The organism is Pantoea coffeiphila, assembly GCF_016909495.1.
Classification (GTDB): Bacteria; Pseudomonadota; Gammaproteobacteria; order Enterobacterales; family Enterobacteriaceae; genus Erwinia; species Erwinia coffeiphila.
In genome coordinates, this window is record NZ_JAFBFW010000002.1 from 687,500 (window position 1) to 707,631 (window position 20,132).

General features: G+C 51.4%; 22 protein-coding genes and 1 other RNA gene. 15 read left to right on the plus strand and 8 right to left on the minus strand.

The genetic code is table 11. The features are described from left to right. Positions 1-219: 219 nt before the first annotated feature. Together bamA and JOE09_RS08875 are read left to right on the plus strand one after the other, a co-directional pair. Positions 220-2,637 carry an outer membrane protein assembly factor BamA gene (gene bamA / locus JOE09_RS08870; RefSeq protein WP_205065513.1) on the plus strand — a complete coding sequence of 806 codons (2,418 nt, stop codon included), beginning with the start codon at positions 220-222 and terminating at the stop codon, positions 2,635-2,637. 474 nt (positions 2,638-3,111) lie between these two features. Continuing rightward, on the plus strand, positions 3,112-3,837 hold the full coding sequence (locus tag JOE09_RS08875; protein WP_205065514.1) for an OmpH family outer membrane protein: 726 nt from the start codon (positions 3,112-3,114) through the stop codon (positions 3,835-3,837). Between the two features lie 105 nt (positions 3,838-3,942). On the opposite strand, the gene apt is transcribed toward JOE09_RS08875, so the two are convergent. Both apt and JOE09_RS08885 read right to left on the minus strand, forming a co-directional pair. Beyond that, positions 3,943-4,494 carry an adenine phosphoribosyltransferase gene (apt, locus tag JOE09_RS08880; RefSeq protein ID WP_105590831.1) on the minus strand — a complete coding sequence of 184 codons (552 nt, stop codon included), beginning with the start codon at positions 4,492-4,494 and terminating at the stop codon, positions 3,943-3,945. 156 nt (positions 4,495-4,650) lie between these two features. After that, positions 4,651-5,028, minus strand: coding sequence for a DUF454 family protein (locus tag JOE09_RS08885; RefSeq protein WP_105590830.1), 378 nt, complete (start codon positions 5,026-5,028; stop codon positions 4,651-4,653). Between the two features lie 65 nt (positions 5,029-5,093). Here JOE09_RS08885 and priC point away from each other — a divergent pair, with 65 nt between their 5' ends. From priC to rsmS, 3 genes are read left to right on the plus strand one after another with little or no spacing between them, the layout of a single operon-like run. Beyond that, the gene (priC, locus tag JOE09_RS08890) at positions 5,094-5,630 is read left to right on the plus strand and encodes a primosomal replication protein PriC (protein ID WP_105590829.1); all 537 of its coding nucleotides are present in this window, start codon (positions 5,094-5,096) and stop codon (positions 5,628-5,630) included. A 48-nt stretch (positions 5,631-5,678) separates the two neighbouring features. Continuing rightward, on the plus strand, positions 5,679-5,924 hold the full coding sequence (locus JOE09_RS08895; protein ID WP_105590828.1) for a GlsB/YeaQ/YmgE family stress response membrane protein: 246 nt from the start codon (positions 5,679-5,681) through the stop codon (positions 5,922-5,924). Positions 5,925-5,966: 42 nt separating this feature from the next. Beyond that, a complete protein-coding gene (gene rsmS / locus JOE09_RS08900; RefSeq protein ID WP_200545388.1) occupies positions 5,967-6,116 on the plus strand; it encodes a pleiotropic regulatory protein RsmS in 150 nt (49 codons plus the stop codon). Here rsmS and acrR read toward each other — a convergent pair. Beyond that, positions 6,113-6,754 carry a multidrug efflux transporter transcriptional repressor AcrR gene (acrR, locus tag JOE09_RS08905; RefSeq protein ID WP_205065515.1) on the minus strand — a complete coding sequence of 214 codons (642 nt, stop codon included), beginning with the start codon at positions 6,752-6,754 and terminating at the stop codon, positions 6,113-6,115. The genes rsmS and acrR overlap by 4 nt on opposite strands. Positions 6,755-6,894: 140 nt before the next feature. On the opposite strand from acrR, the gene JOE09_RS08910 reads away from it, so the two are divergent. The 5 genes from JOE09_RS08910 (at position 6,895) to JOE09_RS08930 (ending at position 13,186) form a co-directional block, all read left to right on the plus strand. Beyond that, positions 6,895-8,094: an efflux RND transporter periplasmic adaptor subunit gene (locus JOE09_RS08910; RefSeq protein WP_205065516.1), complete on the plus strand. Its 1,200-nt coding sequence runs from the start codon at positions 6,895-6,897 to the stop codon at positions 8,092-8,094. A gap of 16 nt (positions 8,095-8,110) precedes the next feature. Next, positions 8,111-11,260 (plus strand): multidrug efflux RND transporter permease subunit AcrB, encoded by a 3,150-nt coding sequence (gene acrB, locus JOE09_RS08915; RefSeq protein WP_205065517.1) that lies wholly within the window; start codon positions 8,111-8,113, stop codon positions 11,258-11,260. A gap of 121 nt (positions 11,261-11,381) precedes the next feature. Further along, positions 11,382-11,642 (plus strand): type B 50S ribosomal protein L31, encoded by a 261-nt coding sequence (locus JOE09_RS08920; protein ID WP_205065641.1) that lies wholly within the window; start codon positions 11,382-11,384, stop codon positions 11,640-11,642. Positions 11,643-11,652: 10 nt separating this feature from the next. Further along, a complete protein-coding gene (ykgO, locus tag JOE09_RS08925; protein ID WP_071997379.1) occupies positions 11,653-11,793 on the plus strand; it encodes a type B 50S ribosomal protein L36 in 141 nt (46 codons plus the stop codon). Between the two features lie 412 nt (positions 11,794-12,205). Then, positions 12,206-13,186 carry an LA_2272 family surface repeat-containing protein gene (locus JOE09_RS08930; protein ID WP_239552997.1) on the plus strand — a complete coding sequence of 327 codons (981 nt, stop codon included), beginning with the start codon at positions 12,206-12,208 and terminating at the stop codon, positions 13,184-13,186. A gap of 42 nt (positions 13,187-13,228) precedes the next feature. Here JOE09_RS08930 and JOE09_RS08935 read toward each other — a convergent pair whose 3' ends face one another. From JOE09_RS08935 to JOE09_RS08945, 3 genes are read right to left on the minus strand one after another with little or no spacing between them, the layout of a single operon-like run. Next, a complete protein-coding gene (locus tag JOE09_RS08935; RefSeq protein ID WP_205065519.1) occupies positions 13,229-14,107 on the minus strand; it encodes a metal ABC transporter substrate-binding protein in 879 nt (292 codons plus the stop codon). 4 nt (positions 14,108-14,111) lie between these two features. Continuing rightward, the gene (locus tag JOE09_RS08940; protein ID WP_105590820.1) at positions 14,112-14,975 is read right to left on the minus strand and encodes a metal ABC transporter permease; all 864 of its coding nucleotides are present in this window, start codon (positions 14,973-14,975) and stop codon (positions 14,112-14,114) included. Continuing rightward, complete coding sequence (locus JOE09_RS08945) at positions 14,972-15,661, minus strand: metal ABC transporter ATP-binding protein (RefSeq protein WP_200545382.1); 690 nt, start codon at positions 15,659-15,661, stop codon at positions 14,972-14,974. The genes JOE09_RS08940 and JOE09_RS08945 overlap by 4 nt, the downstream gene beginning before the upstream one ends. Positions 15,662-16,074: 413 nt before the next feature. On the opposite strand from JOE09_RS08945, the gene JOE09_RS08950 reads away from it, so the two are divergent. From JOE09_RS08950 to JOE09_RS08960, 3 genes are all read left to right on the plus strand, one after another. After that, on the plus strand, positions 16,075-16,428 hold the full coding sequence (locus JOE09_RS08950) for a hypothetical protein (RefSeq protein ID WP_205065520.1): 354 nt from the start codon (positions 16,075-16,077) through the stop codon (positions 16,426-16,428). Positions 16,429-16,574: 146 nt separating this feature from the next. Further along, the gene (gene tomB, locus JOE09_RS08955; RefSeq protein ID WP_200545380.1) at positions 16,575-16,955 is read left to right on the plus strand and encodes an Hha toxicity modulator TomB; all 381 of its coding nucleotides are present in this window, start codon (positions 16,575-16,577) and stop codon (positions 16,953-16,955) included. A 27-nt stretch (positions 16,956-16,982) separates the two neighbouring features. Continuing rightward, positions 16,983-17,201: an HHA domain-containing protein gene (locus tag JOE09_RS08960; RefSeq protein WP_105591157.1), complete on the plus strand. Its 219-nt coding sequence runs from the start codon at positions 16,983-16,985 to the stop codon at positions 17,199-17,201. 585 nt (positions 17,202-17,786) lie between these two features. Here the strand turns inward: JOE09_RS08960 and ffs are convergent. Then, an RNA gene (ffs, locus tag JOE09_RS08965) (signal recognition particle sRNA small type) lies at positions 17,787-17,883 on the minus strand. A 242-nt stretch (positions 17,884-18,125) separates the two neighbouring features. On the opposite strand from ffs, the gene JOE09_RS08970 reads away from it, so the two are divergent. Beyond that, on the plus strand, positions 18,126-18,440 hold the full coding sequence (locus JOE09_RS08970; RefSeq protein WP_200545379.1) for an MGMT family protein: 315 nt from the start codon (positions 18,126-18,128) through the stop codon (positions 18,438-18,440). A gap of 37 nt (positions 18,441-18,477) precedes the next feature. Here JOE09_RS08970 and JOE09_RS08975 read toward each other — a convergent pair whose 3' ends face one another. Next, complete coding sequence (locus tag JOE09_RS08975) at positions 18,478-19,035, minus strand: YbaY family lipoprotein (RefSeq protein WP_205065521.1); 558 nt, start codon at positions 19,033-19,035, stop codon at positions 18,478-18,480. A gap of 223 nt (positions 19,036-19,258) precedes the next feature. On the opposite strand from JOE09_RS08975, the gene tesB reads away from it, so the two are divergent. Continuing rightward, positions 19,259-20,119: an acyl-CoA thioesterase II gene (gene tesB, locus JOE09_RS08980; protein WP_105590814.1), complete on the plus strand. Its 861-nt coding sequence runs from the start codon at positions 19,259-19,261 to the stop codon at positions 20,117-20,119. Positions 20,120-20,132 lie beyond the last annotated feature (13 nt).

A 20,132-nucleotide genomic window follows, 5' to 3' on the forward strand; every position in this document is an offset into this window, starting at 1 on the left:
CCTGTAAAAAATAAAATAAAACACCACGCTATCCTTCTGTTAAAGAAGCCCCAGCAAGATGTAATTTTTTTGAAAATAGCCAAACACAGGGGAATCAAAAAAATAAAATACAGTCAGTTATCAACAGAGTCGGCTTGGCAAACGCAACCGCCACTTACTGACACGATTTCATTTTATTGTGTTCCCCCTATTTCAATACAGGTTCCTGACTGAAACCCGATGAAAAAGAATTTTCCTGGATTGCTTTTATTAAGTAGCCTGGCTGCCTATGGTGCAGATGACTTTAAGGTAAATAATATTACCTTTAGTGGCCTGCAGCGCGTTACGCCCGGTGCCGTCTTGCTGAATATGCCGGTACGAACCGGCGATACGGTTTCCGCGCAGGATCTCAACGAGACGGTTCGCGCCCTTTTTGCCAGCGGTAACTTTGAGGATGTGCAGGTACTTCGCGACGGCACAACGTTAATCGTTCAGGTAAAAGAGCGGCCGACCATCGCCAGCATCACCTTCGCCGGTAATAAAGCGATCAAAGATGACATGCTGACGCAAAACCTGGAGGCATCCGGGGTACGCGTGGGGGAAGCGCTGGATCGCACCACCATCACCTCAATTGAAAAAGGGCTGGAGGATTTCTACTTCAGCGTGGGTAAATACAGCGCTAATGTTAAAGCCGTCGTCACGCCGCTGCCGCGCAACCGCGTCGATTTAAAGCTGGTCTTTACGGAAGGCGTTTCCGCCAAAATTCAGCAGATTAACCTGATCGGTAACCACGCCATCAGCACCGACGAACTGCTTTCCCACTTCCAGCTGCGCGATGAAGTACCCTGGTGGAATCTGGTCGGCGACCGGAAATATCAAAAGCAAAAACTGGCGGGCGATATCGAAACGCTGCGCAGCTTCTACCTCGATCGCGGCTACGCCCGTTTTTCCGTCGACTCCACACAAATCAGCATGACGCCGGATAAAAAGAGCTTATTCATTACCGTCAACCTTACCGAAGGCCAGCGCTATGCCCTGTCGTCAGCGGAAGTCAGCGGTAATCTTGCGGGGTATTCCGCGCAGATCGAAGAGCTGGCTCGCATCAAGCCGGGAGAAACCTACAGCGCAGCCCAGGCCACGCGCATTGAAAACGATATCAAAAAACTGCTGGGCCGCTACGGCTACGCATGGCCCCGGGTGCAGACTCAGCCGGAGATCGACGACGCGACGAAAACCGTCAAACTGCACATTAACGTCGATGCCGGCAATCGCTTTACCGTGCGTCATATTATCTTTAACGGTAATGACACCTCGCGCGATGCGGTACTGCGGCGGGAAATGCGCCAGATGGAAGGTGCCTGGCTGGGCAGCGATCTGGTGGAACAGGGTAAAGAGCGGCTTAACCGGCTGGGCTATTTTGAAAGCGTGGAAACCGAAACGCAGCGTATTCCCGGCAGCAGCGACCAGGTTGATGTGGTGTACAAGGTGAAGGAGCGTAATACCGGCACCCTGAACTTCGGTATCGGCTATGGCACCGACAGCGGCATCAGCTTCCAGGTCGGCGTAACCCAGGATAACTGGCTGGGCACCGGCAACAGCGTCAGCTTTAGCGGCACCAAAAACGACTATCAGACCTATGTTGAAGTCTCCGCTACCGACCCTTACTTCACCGTGGACGGCGTCAGTCTCGGCGGCAAGTTTTTCTATAATGATTACAGCGCTGAAGATAACTCGCTGGCGGAATATAACCTAAAAAGCTTCGGCTTCGGCAGCAACCTTGGCCTGCCGGTCAGCGAACACAGCATGATGAACCTGGGGCTGGACTATGTTTATAACAGCCTGACCGATATGGAACCGCAGCTGGCCACCTGGCGCTACCTGGCTTCACGCGGGATCGATCCGGCGGTGGTCACCAAGGACGGTGACAGCAATTCTGATTTTGTCGCCAACGATGTTTTCGCCAGCATCGGCTGGAGCTATAACTCGCTGGACCGCGGCTTCTTCCCGACCTCCGGCGTCAGCGCCAGCTTTACCAGCAAAATCACCCTGCCAGGCTCCAGCAACAGCTACTTTAAAAATACCCTGAACGCCAGCGCCTATCTGCCGCTGAGCGACAGCCACAGCTGGGTATTGCTGACCCGTACCAAGCTGGGCTACGCGGGCGGTCTGGGCGGCAGCGACGTGCCCTTCTATGATAATTTCTACGCCGGCGGCTCCAGCACCGTCCGCGGCTTCTCGTCGAATACCATTGGTCCAAAAGCGGCGTATTACCGCTGCAACGGCAGTGAAAGCAGCTACGGCGCGTGCCCGGTGGAGAAATCGACCGACGCGGTGGGCGGCGATGCGATGGCTATCGTCAGCGCCGAGTTGATCCTGCCCACTCCGTTTGTCGGCGATCGCTATGCCAGCTCGCTGCGGTCTTCACTGTTCGTTGACGCCGGAACGGTCTGGGATACCCAGTGGCAAAACACCGAGCAGACCGAAGCCGCCGGGATTAAAGACTACGGCGATCCTTCGCAGGTTCGTGTCTCATCGGGTCTGGCCGTCCAGTGGCAGTCACCGCTTGGCCCACTGGTCTTCTCTTACGCGCTACCGCTGAAAAAGTATGACGGTGATAAATCGGAGCAGTTCCAGTTCAATATTGGTAAAACATGGTGATCGGCGATATTTAAATTGTAGAAAATTACAAAAATATTACCCGATCGTATTTATCGTTGACAGATTCATTACTTAACAGAATGGTATTATCTCCTGGTGGGAAAGTTCTGAGCAAACTCCTCACCATCGTTGTTATAAAGTAAATCAAAGGTCACCTTCGCCGGTGGCCTTTATTTTTACTTAAAATAAGCTGAATTTAATTATTAACACACTAAAAGCCAAAAAAAACCGCATAGAATATGCAACATAGCGCCAGCTATTGGGGAGACAACTTCTCGAAAATGGATTGGGTAATATCTTAAAGATGTGGTCCTGCCAATAACGTCAAAAGGAAATTGACTATGACCTGCCCCACCTGAGCATCAATTTCACCGTTCCCCTGGTACAGCATCCTGCACCGGGTTTGACTGTTGTCTGCCGTTTACCCCTGCCAGCGCTGCCGCTGGTCATTTACAGATTAAGTGAGAACACCGAATGAAAATACTTTGCGCGGTACTGAGCGTCCTGTTGATTGTGGCCGTGGGCTATATTTTTCATCAGCATCAGGCCGTTCCGGAAAGAATCGCTTTGCTGGATGTAGAGAAAATTATTGCTCAGTCAGCCCCAGGAAAGGCCGGGCGTGAGCATCTCAGCATTATCGATCGGCGCTTTCAGAAGGGCATGGATGATTTACACAGAAGTTACCAGAACGCGCCTGAAGAGGAACAGCAGCGGGTCTTCAGTAACGCCGAGGAAACGCTGGTCAGACAGTTCAGCGTGGAGGAGCGTGGCGTCAGTGATTCGTTGAAAAAAATTATTTATGAAGAAGCAGAGAAGTGGCGTAAGCAACATAACGTTGGCGTCATCTTCCCGGCTCAGCTGGCGCTGGTCAGTAGCGATAAGCAGGTGGATTGTACCGATGACATCCTGGCAGCGGTTGACCAGCGGCAGATTACCTTTGCAGAATTCCCCGTTCTGCAGATCAATCAACCTCCGGCAATGACCCCCGTATCTCCGCTTGCTAAGAAAAAAGCGGAAGCGAAACCCAGCGCCCCTGAAGTCACCAAACCTCAAGATAGCGATAGTCAGGATCAGGAACGCCCGGCACCGACGGCACCCGAGACGAAATCGCAGACGGGCAAGCTTACCGTTCCAGTTACGACGAATCCTGAATCGCAGACGGCCGGGCTTGCCTTTTCCGGTGCTCCAGCGGCGAATTGACGGGGTAAGAAAGGATGATATTTAGTCAGAAACGCCATCAAGAATAGCGAAATATTGCAGAAGGGATGACGGTGAGCAGCAACGCCGCTGCCCACCGAAACAGCATCAGTGCCCCGGGAAGTTCACCAGGCTGTAAACGTTCAGCCCCAGCGCCTTCAGGCGTGCTTCACCGGCCAGGTCAAACAGATTGATGATGAAGGCCGCATCTTTCACCGTGCCGCCCGCGCGCTGGATCAGTTTAACGGTCGCTTCAATTGTGCCACCGGTCGCCAGCAGATCGTCCACGACGAGGACAACATCACCCGGCTGGATGGCATCACAGTGCAGTTCTAAACGGTCGGTACCGTATTCCAGCTCATAGCTTTCCGAGAAAGTCTGGCGCGGCAGTTTGCCCGGCTTACGCACGGGAATAAAGCCCACCCCCAGACCCAGTGCAACGGGTGCACCAAACAGGAAGCCACGTGCTTCCGTACCCACAACTTTGGTGATACCCGCGTTACGGTAGCGTTCAACTAACAGCTCAATGCTCAGCGCGTACGCTTTCGGGTCTTCCAGCAGGCTGGTGACATCACGAAACAGGATGCCCGGTTTTGGATAGTCCTGGATGCTTTTGATACTGTTTTTAAGAAAATCTAGCTGCTGCGCAGTCGCGGTCATAATGTTATGCCTGGTAAATACAAATCTGACTCGCGCAGCTTCATCTCCCCCAGCCGCGAAACGGTCGGGTGAAATTCTAACGAAGGAGGGAAGCCACGCACGAAAACGACCAAATCTATGCAAACCGCCGAACAATTGCAACCGCGTTTAAGAAAATCAGCGATTTTCTTGCTCTTCCTCAACGACCGGAAGCCGGGCCATAAACACCAACAAACAGCACAGGATCGTTAGTAACATCAGGCGAACCCAAAGAATTTTTACCATCCACAGTGAAAAAGCAAAGGTCAGCAGGATAAAAACTATCGCCCTACTTTTTGCGCCGGGCGGCATGGCACGATGCTGCTGCCAGTGACGCAGGTAGCGGCCAAATACGGAACGATAAAGCAACCAGTGATGGAAGCGCGGCGACGATCGGGCAAAACACCAGGCGGCCAGTAACAGGAACGGCGTTGTCGGCAGCAGCGGCAAAACGGCACCAAGCGTCGCCAGCACCATCGCAAGCCAGCCAAGAATCAATAAAATATAACGTTGCATCGTGCACCCGTAAAAAAATGTCGTAAACAGGTTATCATATCGCGATCGTGGCCACGGAGAAGAACATGAAAAGTGCAGGTTTATTGCAGCAGCTGGATACTCAGCTGGCACAGCTGGCTCGCGCCGTGGAGCCACACGCCAATCAGCGCACGGCAAAGGCGCGTTTCGATCATCAGCTGTTTCACGGCCATTCCACCCGACTGGGGGATTATCTGGTGGAAGTGCAGCAGACTATGATGCAGTTAAAGCAAAGCGTGCAGGACAATCGCGCCGAGCGCGTTGCCTGGATGGCCGAGCGCGTTGTATTGCAGATGGGGGCATTACAGCGTGAACTGGCCACCCAGACACTGCGCAGCCGCGAAGCCGAACCTGTGGTGGAAAAAGAAAATCTGTATGAGAAACTCTCCCAGCATCAGGATTTCGAGCGCCGCCTCCGGGCGATGATTGCCGATCGCGAAAGCCTGCTGGCAATTCAGGAGACGCTGGCGCAACAACAGCAGCTTCAGCGCGAACTTGCCGCACTGGAAGGTCGCCTGCAGCGATGTATGCAGGCACTAAAACGCATTGAACGCAGTATTGAAAATCGCGAACGCGATCGCTAGCCGTTAAGGCGAACTATACTAACAGCACAATCTGGCTGGAGAGGTAAAATGGGGCTGCTTTCCTGGATTATCATTGGGTTACTGGTCGGTATTTTTATCAGGCGCTACTTTCCCGGCCGCCCCGGTGGACGAGCCGCAACGCTGGTTTTGAGCACGATTGGTGCACTGATCGGCGGCTATATCAGCAGCTATTTTGGTTTTGGTACGCTGGCACTGATGGATGTCCGCTCCGAGCTGATGGCGCTGGCAGGGGCGTTGGTGATGGGTGTGGTCATTAAAATTTTGCGTATCTGAACCGTATTGTTATCGTCCCAGAGTCGAAAATAAGGAGTCATCATGTCGCTGGAAAACGCCCCCAAAGAGGTCAAACTGGCCGTTGATCTTATTATGCTACTGGAGGAAAATCAGCTGGATGCGGAAACGGTTCTGGCTGCGCTGGCTATCGTTCAGCGGGACTTTGAGCGAAAGATTGCCGAAAAAGCTTAGCGGCCAGAATGGCGCAACGTTGGACAATGTACCAGCATCTCCACCAGCGTATCGACCAGCTGCGGCGCATCTTCGGCAAGGTTGAAGCTCTCCGGCATAAACAGCCAGTTTTCGATAATTCCGCTGATGTAGCCACGAATGACGATGGCAGCGCGCGGAGTATTGAGATTTTCCGGCAGCTGTTTTGCCTGTATACACTGTTTTAATACATCCTCTATCTTTTCATAGCATTCCAGATAGAGATTTTGCTGCATCAGTTGCAGCGTGGCCATTTCACCCACAAATTCGCATTTGTGATAAATAATTTCCATCAATGCCCGTCTTCTCGGATCGCTGGTTGTCGCGTCAAAGACATACAGTATCATTGCTCGCATAACAGACAGTGGATTCGCCGGGTATTTTGATTGATACTCAATTTCCAGATCCGCCATAACGGAGTCGGACTGTGCCCAGATTTCGTTTAGCAAATCAGTTTTATTTTTAAAATGCCAGTAGATTGCCCCCCGTGTCACGCCAGCGGCAGCGGCAATATCAGCCAGCGACGTTTTGGAAACGCCGACTTCTGAAAAGCGTTCGATCGCTGCATTGATAATGTGATTGCGCGTTTCCTGCGCCTGCTGTTTGGTATTTCGTGCCATAGTGGGGTTTTTACAAAATGGTAGATTTACATACATTTCCGAATGTATGTACCATAGCACGACCATAATTTAAACGCAGCAATGGGTTTATGGGTTTGTGATCCATTGAACAATCGATACCGGACATTCGAGGTTTATTTATGAACAAAAACAGAGGGCTAACGCCTCTGGCAGCCGTTCTGATGCTTTCAGGCACCCTGGTTCTGACAGGATGCGACAACAAAGAGCAACAACAGGCTGGGCAACAACAGGCACCTGAAGTGGGTATCGTCACGCTGAAAAGTGCCCCACTAAAAATTACTACCGACCTGCCAGGTCGTACCTCATCTTTCCGTATCGCAGAAGTTCGCCCGCAGGTTTCTGGCATTATTCTGAAACGCAATTTTGTTGAAGGTAGCGACATTAAGGCGGGTGAATCCCTCTATCAAATTGACCCAGCGACCTACAAAGCCGCATGGGACAGCGCGAAGGGCGATCTTGCTCAGGCCCAGGCTAATGCACAAATCGCCAGCCTGACTGTAAAACGCTACAAGCCTCTGCTGGGTACTAAGTACATCAGCCAGCAGGACTATGATCAGGCGATTGCCACGCAGAGCCAGACCGCTGCAGCGGTACAGGCCGCGCAGGCCGCTGTGGAAAGCGCTCGCATTAACCTTGCTTACACCAAGGTCACTTCACCTATCAGCGGTCGTATTGGTAAATCATCCGTTACCGAAGGTGCGCTGGTGACCAGTGGTCAGACGACCGCTCTGGCTACCGTTCAGCAGCTGGACCCAATTTATGTCGATGTTACTCAGTCAAGCGAAGACTTTATCCGTCTGCGCAATGAACTGAATGCCGGCACGCTGCAACAGGCAAACGGTAAAGCTGAAGTCAAGCTGTTGATGCAGAATGGTAGCGAGTACGGGCAGAACGGTACATTAGAATTCTCTGATGTCACCGTCGATGAAACCACCGGTTCTATCACGCTGCGTGCCGTGTTCCCTAACCCGGACCACAGTCTGCTGCCGGGCATGTTTGTTCGTGCACGTCTGGATGAAGGCACCAACCCGAATGCGCTGCTGGTTCCACAGCAGGGCGTGACCCGTACACCAACCGGTCAGGCTACGGCAATGGTAGTGGGTGCGGACAACAAGGTTGAAGTGCGTAATCTGACTGCCGATCAGGCCATTGGCGACAAGTGGCTGGTTACCGGTGGACTGAAAGACGGTGACAAAGTGATTGTAACCGGACTGCAGCGTGTAAGACCAGGTGCGGCCGTAACGCCACAGGAAGTTAGCGAAGACAGCTCCAAAGCCGCAGCTCAGCCTCAGGCGCAGTCTGAACAAAGCAAGTCTTAACAGGAGCCACTGATTCATGGCTAAGTTTTTTATCGATCGCCCGATCTTCGCCTGGGTTATCGCCATCATTATTATGCTGGCGGGCGCACTGTCGATCCTGAAACTGCCGATTGAGCAATATCCTAACGTTGCACCGCCGGCAATTGAGATCTCTGCAACCTACCCAGGTGCTGACGCGAAAACCTTGCAGGACTCCGTCACGCAGGTTATCGAACAAAATATGAACGGCATTGACGGCCTGATGTATATGGGCTCAAGCAGTGACTCAACGGGTACGTTGCAGCTGACGCTGACCTTTGAGTCCGGTACCAATGCCGATATCGCTCAGGTTCAGGTACAGAATAAGCTGCAGTTGGCTATGCCACTGCTGCCGCAGGAAGTACAGCAGCAGGGTATTCGCGTTCAGAAATCCTCCAGCAGCTTCCTGATGGTTGCCGGCTTCATTAACGAAGACGGCACCATGACGCAGAACGACATCTCCGACTACATCGGGTCAAACGTTAAAGACCCGATCAGTCGTGTGCCGGGCGTCGGCGATACGCAGCTGTTCGGTGCACAGTACGCGATGCGCGTCTGGATGGACCCGCATAAACTGAATAACTTCCAGCTAACACCCGTGGATGTGATCAGCGCAATCAATACGCAGAACTCCCAGGTCGCGGCAGGTCAGCTTGGTGGGTCACCGCCGGTGAAGGGGCAACAGCTTAACGCCTCAATCATTGCGCAGACGCGTCTGACTTCGGCTGAAGAGTTCGGCAATATTTTGCTGAAGGTGAATACCGATGGTTCGCAGGTTCGTCTGAAAGATGTTGCGCAGATCGAACTGGGCGGGGAAAACTATGAAATCATCGCCCGCTTCAACGGTAAACCCGCTTCTGGTCTGGGGATTAAGCTGGCGACCGGTGCAAACGCACTGGACACGGCTTCTGCCGTTAAAGCTGAACTGGCCAAGCTGGAACCGTTCTTCCCGTCCGGCCTGAAAGTGGTTTATCCGTACGACACCACGCCTTTCGTTAAAATTTCGATTAATGAAGTGGTTAAAACGCTCGTTGAAGCGATCGTGCTGGTGTTCCTGGTGATGTATCTGTTCCTGCAGAACTTCCGCGCTACGTTGATTCCAACCATCGCGGTACCGGTAGTACTGCTGGGTACGTTTGCCATTATCAGCGCCTTCGGCTACTCGATAAACACCCTGACGATGTTTGGTATGGTGCTGGCGATAGGCCTGCTGGTAGATGACGCCATCGTTGTGGTCGAGAACGTTGAACGCGTGATGGTTGAAGACGGCCTGCCGCCGAAGGAAGCCACGCGAAAATCGATGGACCAGATACAGGGTGCCCTGGTGGGTATCGCCCTGGTGCTGTCTGCGGTATTTATCCCAATGGCCTTCTTTGGCGGGTCAACGGGGGTTATCTACCGTCAGTTCTCGATAACCATCGTTTCCGCGATGGTGCTGTCGGTGATTGTTGCACTGATCCTGACTCCAGCGCTTTGCGCCACGATGCTGAAACCGATCGCTAAAGGCGATCACGGTAAAACCACCGGGTTCTTTGGCTGGTTCAACCGTCTGTTTGATAAGAGTACTCAGCACTATACGGATAGCGTAGGCCATATCGTTCGCAGTACCGGACGTTATTTGGTTATCTATCTGTTGATCGTCGTCGGCATGGCTTTCCTGTTCCTGCGTCTGCCTACCTCCTTCCTTCCTGAAGAAGATCAGGGCGTGTTGCTGACGATGGCTCAGCTCCCTGCTGGTGCCACTCAGGAACGAACCCAGAAAGTGCTGGACCAGGTGACTGACTACTATCTGACCAAAGAAAAAGCTAACGTGAACTCCGTGTTTACCGTTAACGGCTTTGGCTTCGCAGGACGTGGGCAGAACACCGGTATCGCGTTTATCAGTCTTAAGGACTGGGATGAACGAAGCAGCTCAGACAATAAAGTACCGGCCATTGCCGCCAGAGCGATGGGAGCCTTGTCATCAATTAAAGATGCCATGGTGATTCCATTTAACCTGCCAGCAATCGTTGAGCTGGGTACCGCTACCGGCTTCGACTTCCAGCTGACCGATAAAGCCGGCCTGGGTCATGAAAAACTGACCGAAGCTCGTAACCAGCTGCTGGGCATGATTGGACAGCACCCGGATACGCTGGTTGGCGTGCGCCCTAACGGCCTGGAAGATACCCCTCAGTACAAACTGACTATCGACCAGGAAAAAGCCCGCGCAATGGGGGTATCGCTCTCTGATATCAACACCACGCTGGCCGCAACCTGGGGCGGTTCCTACGTTAATGACTTCATTGACCGCGGCCGCGTGAAAAAAGTGTACGTGATGGGTGAAGCCCCTTACCGTATGTTACCGAGCGATATCGGTAACTGGTATGTGCGCTCAACCAGCGGTGAAATGGTGCCATTCAGCACCTTTACCACCGGTAAGTGGATCTACGGTTCGCCGCGTCTGGAACGCTACAACGGCTTGCCTTCGATGGAGCTGTTGGGCCAACCCGCACCGGGCAAAAGCTCGGGTGATGCTATGAACCTGATGGAAGAGCTGGCGGCTAAACTGCCAACGGGTATCGGCTATGAGTGGACCGGCATGTCCTATCAGGAACGTCTGTCTGGAAACCAGGCCCCTGCCCTGTACGCCATCTCACTGATCGTCGTGTTCCTCTGTCTGGCAGCACTGTACGAGAGCTGGTCGATTCCGTTCTCGGTAATGCTGGTCGTTCCACTGGGTGTTGTCGGGGCACTGCTCTTTACCACACTGCGTGGGCTGAGTAACGACGTTTACTTTGTGGTGGGACTGTTGACCACCATAGGGCTATCGGCGAAAAACGCCATCCTGATCGTTGAGTTCGCTAAGGACCTGATGGAGAAGGAAGGAAAAGGGCTGGTTGAGTCAACTCTGGAAGCGGTACGTATGCGCCTGCGTCCAATTCTGATGACTTCACTGGCATTTATCCTCGGCGTACTGCCGCTGGCGATCAGTTCCGGTGCCGGTTCCGGCGCGCAGAACGCCGTAGGTACCGGCGTAATGGGTGGTATGGTTACCGCAACCGTTCTGGCTATCTTCTTCGTTCCCGTGTTCTTCGTGGTGGTTCGCCGTCGCTTTAGCAAGAACAAAGAGGAACTGGAGCACAGTCATCCGGTTGAGCATCACAAATAATCGACCTTTGTCGAAATCCTTTAGAGGCCGCCCTGTGCGGCCTCTTTTTTTTTGCGGTTGCAATTTCAAAAACGTCGGCGCATACTATTGTTATAGTATAACATAACAAATGGAGTGAATGATGAAACAGGGTATTCATCCTGCCTACCGTCAGGTGGTGTTCCATGACACCACGGCCGATGCTTACTTTGTGGTGGGATCGACCATTAAAACCGACCGCACCATCGAACATAATGGCAAAGTTATGCCTTACGTAACGTTGGATGTCTCTTCCGCCTCACACGTTTACTACACCGGCAAACAGAAAGACTTTGCTAAAGAAGGCAGCGCAGCGCGCTTCAGCCAGCGCTTTGGTGGCATTCTTAACGTCATGAAGAAATAAAGGAATTACGATGCAGGTATTAAGCTCGCTGGCATCAGCCAAAAAACGCCACAAGGATTGCAAAATCGTACGCCGCCACGGCCGGGTATTTGTGATCTGTAAAAGTAACCCTCGCTTTAAAGCGGTGCAGGGAAGAAAGAAAAAACGCTAGGTTAAAATGAACTTAATGTGCCAGGCGAATCTTCAAAGGGTTCGCCTTTTTTGTGTCTTTTTATTTTCAATCACCAGCCTCCTCCACATTGAATAATATTTTTTTCTCGAAAATCCATCTATTTAAGCTGATTACCATGCGAATACGCCCTCCGTTGACGGTGCGTTTATGCGCATTTTTTGTCAAAGAAATCATCGTTAAATCAGTAATTTATATGAAGCATCATCATCCCACCATCGCAGTATCACATTGATTACTCCGATATTTGGCGATTGCTGAAGTGTAGTGGCACTACATTATATGACCCCCTGTCATTCAATAATGTTACGCATCATAATTAAATAGGGATATCAAAATGAAACGTTCAACATTAGCATTAGCCTTGTCATGCGTTATGTTTTCCGCTGCCAGTATGGCTTCAACTCCGATTCAACTCTCCTCATTCAATAACCTGCCAGATGATAACGAAGTGAATGGTTTTCACGGCAGCTTCCTGTACAGCAATACCGGAACCGTAAATGGTTTTGACCTGCCAATCCTTGGTTACGGCGAACTGGATCAGCTCAACGGGTTGCAGATCGGTGCCGTTGCCGGTTCACATATTCGAAACGGTATGAACGGTGTTGCAATTGGTCTGTTTAACTGGCACGGCGGTACTGACAATGGCGTGAACATCGGGCTTGCCAACAAAGTTGGTGATATGACCGGTTTCAACCTGGGTTTGTACAGTGGCGCAGAGCGGTTCACCGGGGTTAACCTGGGCATTGCAACGCAAACTGCCGATATGAGCGGTATTAACTTTGGTGCGATTGGAAACTACACCACGGGCAACATGCAGGGGATAAACGTTGCGCCGTTTAACTGGACCCAGCGTGATAGCACCGGGGTTAACGTCAGTCTTCTTAACCATACCGGTAACGCCACAGGCGTCAACATTGGTGCTCTTGGTAACTGGAGCGAGGGTAATATTGAAGGTCTGAACCTCGGCCTGGTCAACGTTTCGGGTAACGTTACCGGTTTGAACATTTCGCCACTGTATAATCTGTCGCAGGATACCGTGGGAGCCAACTTCAGTGCGGTTAACATGTCGCACAACGTGCAGGGGGCCAACATTGGCCTGGTCAATATGACAAACGATGTGCAGGGAGGAAACATTGGCGTGGTCAACGTGGCCCATAACGTCAACGGTTTCAACTTTGGCGCAGTGAACGCCTCTTCAGGGACCACCAACGCCGATATTGGTGCGTTTAACTATTCCGACAGTACGTCCTTCCAGTTTGGTCTGGTCAACGCCACCAAAAATCTCGAAGGATTGCAGATTGGCATCATTAATATTGCAACCAATGCCACCGTTCCGGTACTGCCGCTGGTCAACTACCATCGCTCATTCTGATTGACGGCAAGGCGGATCGCCAGGCGCTCCGCCTTGTTGAGTTTATTTCATACTGGCAACCATCGCGGTGACGTTATGTTTAAACGCGGCCACGTAGCTATCTGCTTCCCCGCCCTTTTCCGTTAAGGCTTCCGGATAGAGTTCTCCACCCTGTTTCGCGCCGGTGGCAGAGGCAATCTGTTTGACCAGGCGAGGATCGGTCTGATTCTCAATAAACCACGCGTTAATCTTCTCTTTCTTAAGCTGGTTAATCAGGCTGGCTACATCTGATGCACTGGCTTCAGATTCCGTCGAAAACCCGACCGGTGACAGGAAGCTGACGCCATATCGCTGGCCGAAATAGCCAAACGCGTCATGGCTGGTTAATACCTTGCGCTTCGATTGAGGGATCTGCGCGAACTGCTGCTGTGCCCAGCTATCCAGCTTTTTCAGCTGCTCAATATAGGCATTACCCTGCTGGCGGAAGTAGGCTGCATCCGTTGGATCGGCGGCGATAAGCGCATTCATCACATTAGTCGCATAGATCACACCATTCTGCATGCTGTTCCATGCATGAGGATCGGTAATTGTTTTGCCATCCTCTTCCATTTTTCGCGTATTAATACCGCTGGAAGCTACAATGGTCTGCCCTTTATAACCAGAAGAAGTAATCAGGCGATCCATCCACCCCTCCATCCCAAGGCCGCTGACAAACACTAAATCGGCATGAGCCAGTGACTGACTGTCCTTTGGTGTCGGTTCAAAGCTGTGCGGATCGCCATTTGGCCCGACCAGACTTTTGACCACCACATGCTCACCGCCGACGTTTTGTACGATATCAGCCAGTACGCTAAAACTGGCCACGGCCTGTACCGTGTTTGCCATCACCGCCGGAGCGGCCAACAGGGCTGACAGTGCCAGCGCCAAAGGTAACTTCTTCATATTTTTACTCCTTCGCCATAGACAATGTTCTGCGTACGGAAAAAATACCGCCGCAGGGTCCAAATAAAATTGAGATAAAGAACAGTACTGCCGCGCTCAGTACCACGGCGGGTCCGGCAGGCAGAGAGAGATAAAATGAGGCGCAAAGACCGCTAAAACTGGAAATTATTGCCAGCAGCATCGCGGCGGCGAGAGTGCCGGAGAGATGGCGACTCCAGAAGCGGGCACTGGCAGCAGGCAGCATCATCAGACCTACGCTCATTAACGTTCCCAGCACCTGGAAGCCCGCAACCAGATTGATCACCACCAGTATCAAAAAGATTCCGTGTACCAGCGGCGAGGTCCAGCGATTCTGCGCAGCAAGAAACGTAGGATCGAAAGCATCGATCACTAATGGACGATAGATGAATGCCAGCACCAGTAACGTAATGCCGCTGATACTGCTGACCAGCAAAATTGATGGCGCATCAACGGCCAGCAGCGAACCAAATAGAACATGAAGCAGATCGACACTGGAACCGCGCAGGGAAACCAGCGTAACCCCTAGCGCCAGCGAACCAAGATAGAAACCGGCAAAACTGGCATCTTCCCGCAGCGGTGTATAGCGGCTGACCGCGCCGGACAGCAGTGCTACCGTCAGCCCGGCAATCGCACCACCGATACCCATTGCCACCAGAGACAGTCCCGAGATCAAATAGCCAATAGCCGCACCGGGGAGCACCGCGTGGGACAATGCATCCCCTACCAGGCTCATACGTCGAAGCAGTAAAAAAACGCCGAGTGGCGTTGCACTAATCGAAAGAGCGACACAGGCCACCAGCGCACGGCGCATGAAACCAAATTCGATAAAAGGCTCAATAAGTATCATGCTCGCTCCCCCGCGCTGCGTGAAAACTTCAGCCCCGTCACGCCGCAGCTACGGCAGGACCATTCGCTATGATTCGGTTTTAAACGCAGGACCTGAGGGAAATGATTAGCGACCGTCGCCATATCGTGCAGAACGACAATTAACGTGCAGCCGGCTCGATGGCGCTCCGCCAGCAGCTCGATAAGCAGAGCAATCGTATCGCTGTCTACGCCGCTAAACGGCTCATCTAACAGCAACAGTTCAGCATCCTGGATCAGCAGGCGGGCAAACAGTACACGCTGCAGCTGCCCACCAGAAAGCGTACCCGGCGATGCATCGACAAACGGCAACATACGGACCCGTTCCAGGGCCTCAAAAATCTGTTTCCTTTGCTGACGATTAATAGCGCCGAACCAGCCGCACTGCCGCCAGAAGCCCATCGCGACCAGATCGAACACGGTGAGGGGAAACGTTTTTTCAAGTTCTGCATGCTGCGGTAGCCACGCAATCGTTGGGCGCGGAGTTGGCAGGCTGATACTGCCACTCACCGGCGGGATCATGCCACACAGCGTTTTTAACAACGTCGATTTACCGCTGCCGTTATCGCCGACCAGTGCTGTCATGCTTCCCTGGGTAAACTCACCCACCAGCTCAGGGGTGACAGCACGCTGTTGATAACCAACGACGAGTTTGTTCAGTGTAATCATCAAGCGATCGCCCATTTTGTCATCAACAAAAGCAGCAGGACCACTACGATGGATAGCATCGCTCTTAGCCAGGCAGGACTACTGAACAGGGTGCCGAATCGATAAAAAGGAGAGGATGGGTAGCGCATAGCATCATTCAATATGTTATAACATAACGTAAATCTACTGCTAAAATTGGCGAATTGATAAGATTAAAATGTATCTAAGTATTACATTATGCCGTAACGTGTTTCGCAGTGATTTATATAAAGAAAATTCAACAAGCGTGAAGCCACTCGAAAAAAAACGGGTCAACAAGAAATAACAATCAATTGACAAATCATAATGATAGGCTAAACCAGAATGACAACTGATTGGCTTTAGCTGTAAAAATGCGTCATCTTTATTAGCAACAATTAACTTCAGGGTGAAAAATGCACAGAACTTTACCATTAAAAAATCGTCAAAATGTCATTACTCCACTAGAGTTAATAGAGGAAATTAAACAGAACATTCCTAAAATAGAGGATGAGCTGGTCGGAAATTTGACTTGGTATTCCCCTAATGCTCGTTATGTTCCGAATAGTCTGAATGTTATTTCTCTGGAAGACTTGGGGCAATCGCGTTATAAAATGAACTATAGTTTCCTTTGGAACGTCTTCAATGCCTGTCTTGATATTGATTCAGACGAAACCACTTATAGTTCAGTCAACTTTGTGCTTTCAGATGGTGCATTGCGGTTTGATTTCATAGACAACGAGCCGGACTCTATGTCAGAAGAATTGTAATAATCAGTCAATTAGTTAACAAAAAAATGAAACTAAGTTATATTTTAAATAGATGTTTCATTTGAAGAGTAATTATCACTTCCTGGCCAACCGAGTATAAAAGTGCTGTTAATAAGCATGTTTTTCTAGCGATGGAGGGGAAAAAGATGGACGAATACTCACCGAGAAGGCATGATATTGCACAGCTGAAATTCTTGTGTGAAAACCTGTATGATGAAAGTATGGCAACGTTAGGTGACAGCCACCACGGCTGGGTTAACGATCCTACTTCTGCCATCAACCTGCAGCTTAATGATCTGATTGAGCACATTGCTGCTTTTACTATGAATTACAAAATCAAGCACGTCGATGATACCGATCTGATTGGACAGATTGACGATTATCTCGATGATACTTTTATGTTATTCAGCAACTACGGCATTAATGCACAGGACCTTCAGCGTTGGCAAAAATCAGCAAAACGCCTGTTCAGCATTTTTGCAGAAGAGTGTGCGCCCGGCCAAATCCAGGCCAGCCATTCATTTTAGTAACCCACTACTCCTTACGGTTTAATGATGACTGACAAACTTTTAACTAAAACTGATTATCTGATGCGCCTCAGACGCTGTCGTTCTATTGACACCCTCGAGCGCGTGATTGAAAAGAACAAGTACGAATTATCTGATGACGAATTGGCTATATTTTATTCAGCAGCCGATCATCGCCTTGCTGAACTAACCATGAATAAACTTTATGACAAAGTCCCCGTTTCCGTGTGGAAATTTGTACGCTAACATTTAAATGATTTTGATTTAATAGAGTAGCGTGGGCAGAGCTGGCCAGGGCGTAACGGGCGACGTCCAACCAGCAGTACACCGCAAAGATTGTCCCAGAATTCATTAAAATCAACCGCTGATGTGCAGAAAGGATGTCTGCCAGGAGTATGACATCAAGCTGAACTATAATTAATCCCAGCATTTCACAAATAATCTATGAGGGTTGTACTCTTAACATAGTTTGTAGAGTTCAATCGCTTGTAAGACGTTGAGCAGATGATTAAATTCAACTTACAGACCGTTCAACAGCAATCGTCACTGATTCTCGCTCGTTTAAATCAACATCGTCGCCTTTAATCGATGCTCGTTAATTCCCCACGTTAGTAATGCCCATTCTGTAGTTCAATTTCTTATGCTGTACAGTCATGATCCTCAGCCAGTGCTGTGGCTGATAACACCGTTCTCAAACCCGGCAAGCATGTTAAACATAAGAAATTATGAAGTTATGCGCGGATATGCCGCTTTTATCTCAGGAGAGTCTCAATGTGATTAGGGTAAGGCGAGAGCTAAGGAGAGAGTTACGAAAGCAGAAATGGGTGGGGGCCCTGCCAGCTACATCCCGGCACACGCGTCACTTGTTACGGCTGCTTCCTTCCGGACCTGACCGAATTCACAAATTAGCATTGCGGGAGAACCAACAGGGCCCCCATTGACGGCCTCGGATAACCGAAGCGCAGGCGCATTATCAATGAACCCCAGGGCAATTGCAAGCCAGCCTCCGATGACCGTTTGTTTCTTGCACAATACGGGTGATATTCCCTCATTACTTACCAAATCACGCTGATTAATCAGCTCAAATACCAGCATCTGTCCTTTATACTGATCCCTTTCTGAACGGCTTCGCGATTAGTTGCTGTTTACTGCTATGGCCAGGGAGTGAATTTGGACACAGAACACGATAACTTTCGCCAGCGTATCTTTCAAATCCTTGCGGCTATCCCTTACGGTTCCGTCACCACTTACGGAGAGATTGCCCATCTGGCAGGTTCACCCAGAGCTGCACGTCAGGTTGGCGGCGTACTGAAACGCCTGCCGGAAGGTAGCAAACTCCCCTGGCATCGGGTGATTAACCGCATGGGGGAAATTTCGCTTACGGGTGATGATTTGAGCCGACAGCGATTGGCGCTGGAAGCCGAAGGCATTGAGGTCTCACCAGAGGGTAAAGTCGATCTGAAGCGCTATCGCTGGAAGCCTTAGTAACGCCCCCGCAGGGGCGCTTGAGTCAACGGCTAAATCAGTATGAGGTTGGTGCAGGAACCGCCGAGGAAGGCGTAACCTGTGTAGGCGACGTTGAAGGCACCGAGGTGGCCGCCCCGTCCTGTGCCTGAAGTGGCATTGACGGTACCGGCACCAGCGTCAGATCCTGTCGCGTGCCGCCCGTAGTGACCACCTGCTTCACGGTATCGGTAATAAACAGCATTTTACCATTCAGGGTTACCGCCGCGCTAAGCAGAATGCGAGCTCCCGGCTGCACATCCGCCGGATTAAACGGCAGCACGAACTGGAACGGTGCCTGCTTGCCTTCGGTACGCGTAACTCGCTGCGAGAGCACCTTCGACGGTGCATCGGCCAGTGACGCATCTGACAGCGTGACCGTCAGCACTGCATCAGGCGGCAGCGCGATCCGCTGACGTATCCACACCGTACCACTCACGTTTGGCTGCTGGATAACGGCCTGCTGTCCCTGTACCTGCGAACCCAAAGTTGGTGTCGGCACATCTTTGCTCTTGTCCGCACAGCCAGAGATTGCCACAGCAAGGGCGGCACTGCTCAATACAAACCAGAGTTTCATGGATGTCTTCTCCTTTTTGATCCCTACGGCGCGATAATGCCGTTCAGGGGCAGAGCTTTACTGCCCGTAAGGCTTTAATTCTGGCACATGTTGCTGGATTTTTCCTGTTACCAGCGATTTTCATTCTTTCCGTACGAACTGCGCAGATCCCATAAACAGGCGTTGACGCTAACTGGTCGGATCTCGCAAACTGAGCACTGAAATTTTTAAGAGGAAGCCGCATATGAGCCAGGCGCTGCAAAATTTATTAAATCTGCTCGATCTGGAAAGCCTGGAAGAGGGCTTATTCCGCGGGCAAAGTGAAGATCTTGGTCTGCGCCAGGTCTTTGGTGGCCAGGTTGTCGGCCAGGCGCTTTATGCCGCCAAACAGACTGTTCCCAGCGAGCGTATCATCCACTCTTTTCACAGTTACTTTCTACGCCCTGGCGACAGTCAGAAGGCGATTATTTACGATGTGGAAAACCTGAGGGACGGCAACAGCTTTAGCGCCCGCCGGGTGAAGGCGGTTCAAAATGGCAAACCGATTTTTTACATGACCGCCTCATTCCAGGGCCCGGAAAGCGGCTTTGAGCATCAGAAAACGATGCCGGTGGTCCCCGGACCTGATGATTTGCCATCCGAGCACGAAATCGCGCACAAACTTGCTCCACATATCCCGGCCCCCTATCGCGACAAATTCCTGTCGGAAAAACCGTTTGAAATCCGCCCGGTGAAATTTCATAACCCGCTAAGAGGACACGTGGACGAACCCTATCGTCACCTGTGGATACGCGCAAACGGCACGATGCCGGAAGATAAGCGTATTCATCAGTATCTGCTCGGCTATGTGTCCGATTTCAATTTCCTGCCGGTATCGCTGCAACCGCACGGTAAAGGCTTCCTTGAGCCGGGTATGCAGGTCGCGACCATCGACCACTCCATGTGGTTCCACCGTCCGTTTGACCTCAATGAGTGGCTGCTGTACAGCGTGGAGAGCACTTCGGCTTCCAGCGCCCGTGGTTTTGTTCGCGGCGAGTTCTACACCCAGCAGGGGACGCTGGTTGCTTCGACGGTGCAGGAAGGCGTTATCCGCCAGCGCGAGTAAGGCAACCTCAGAC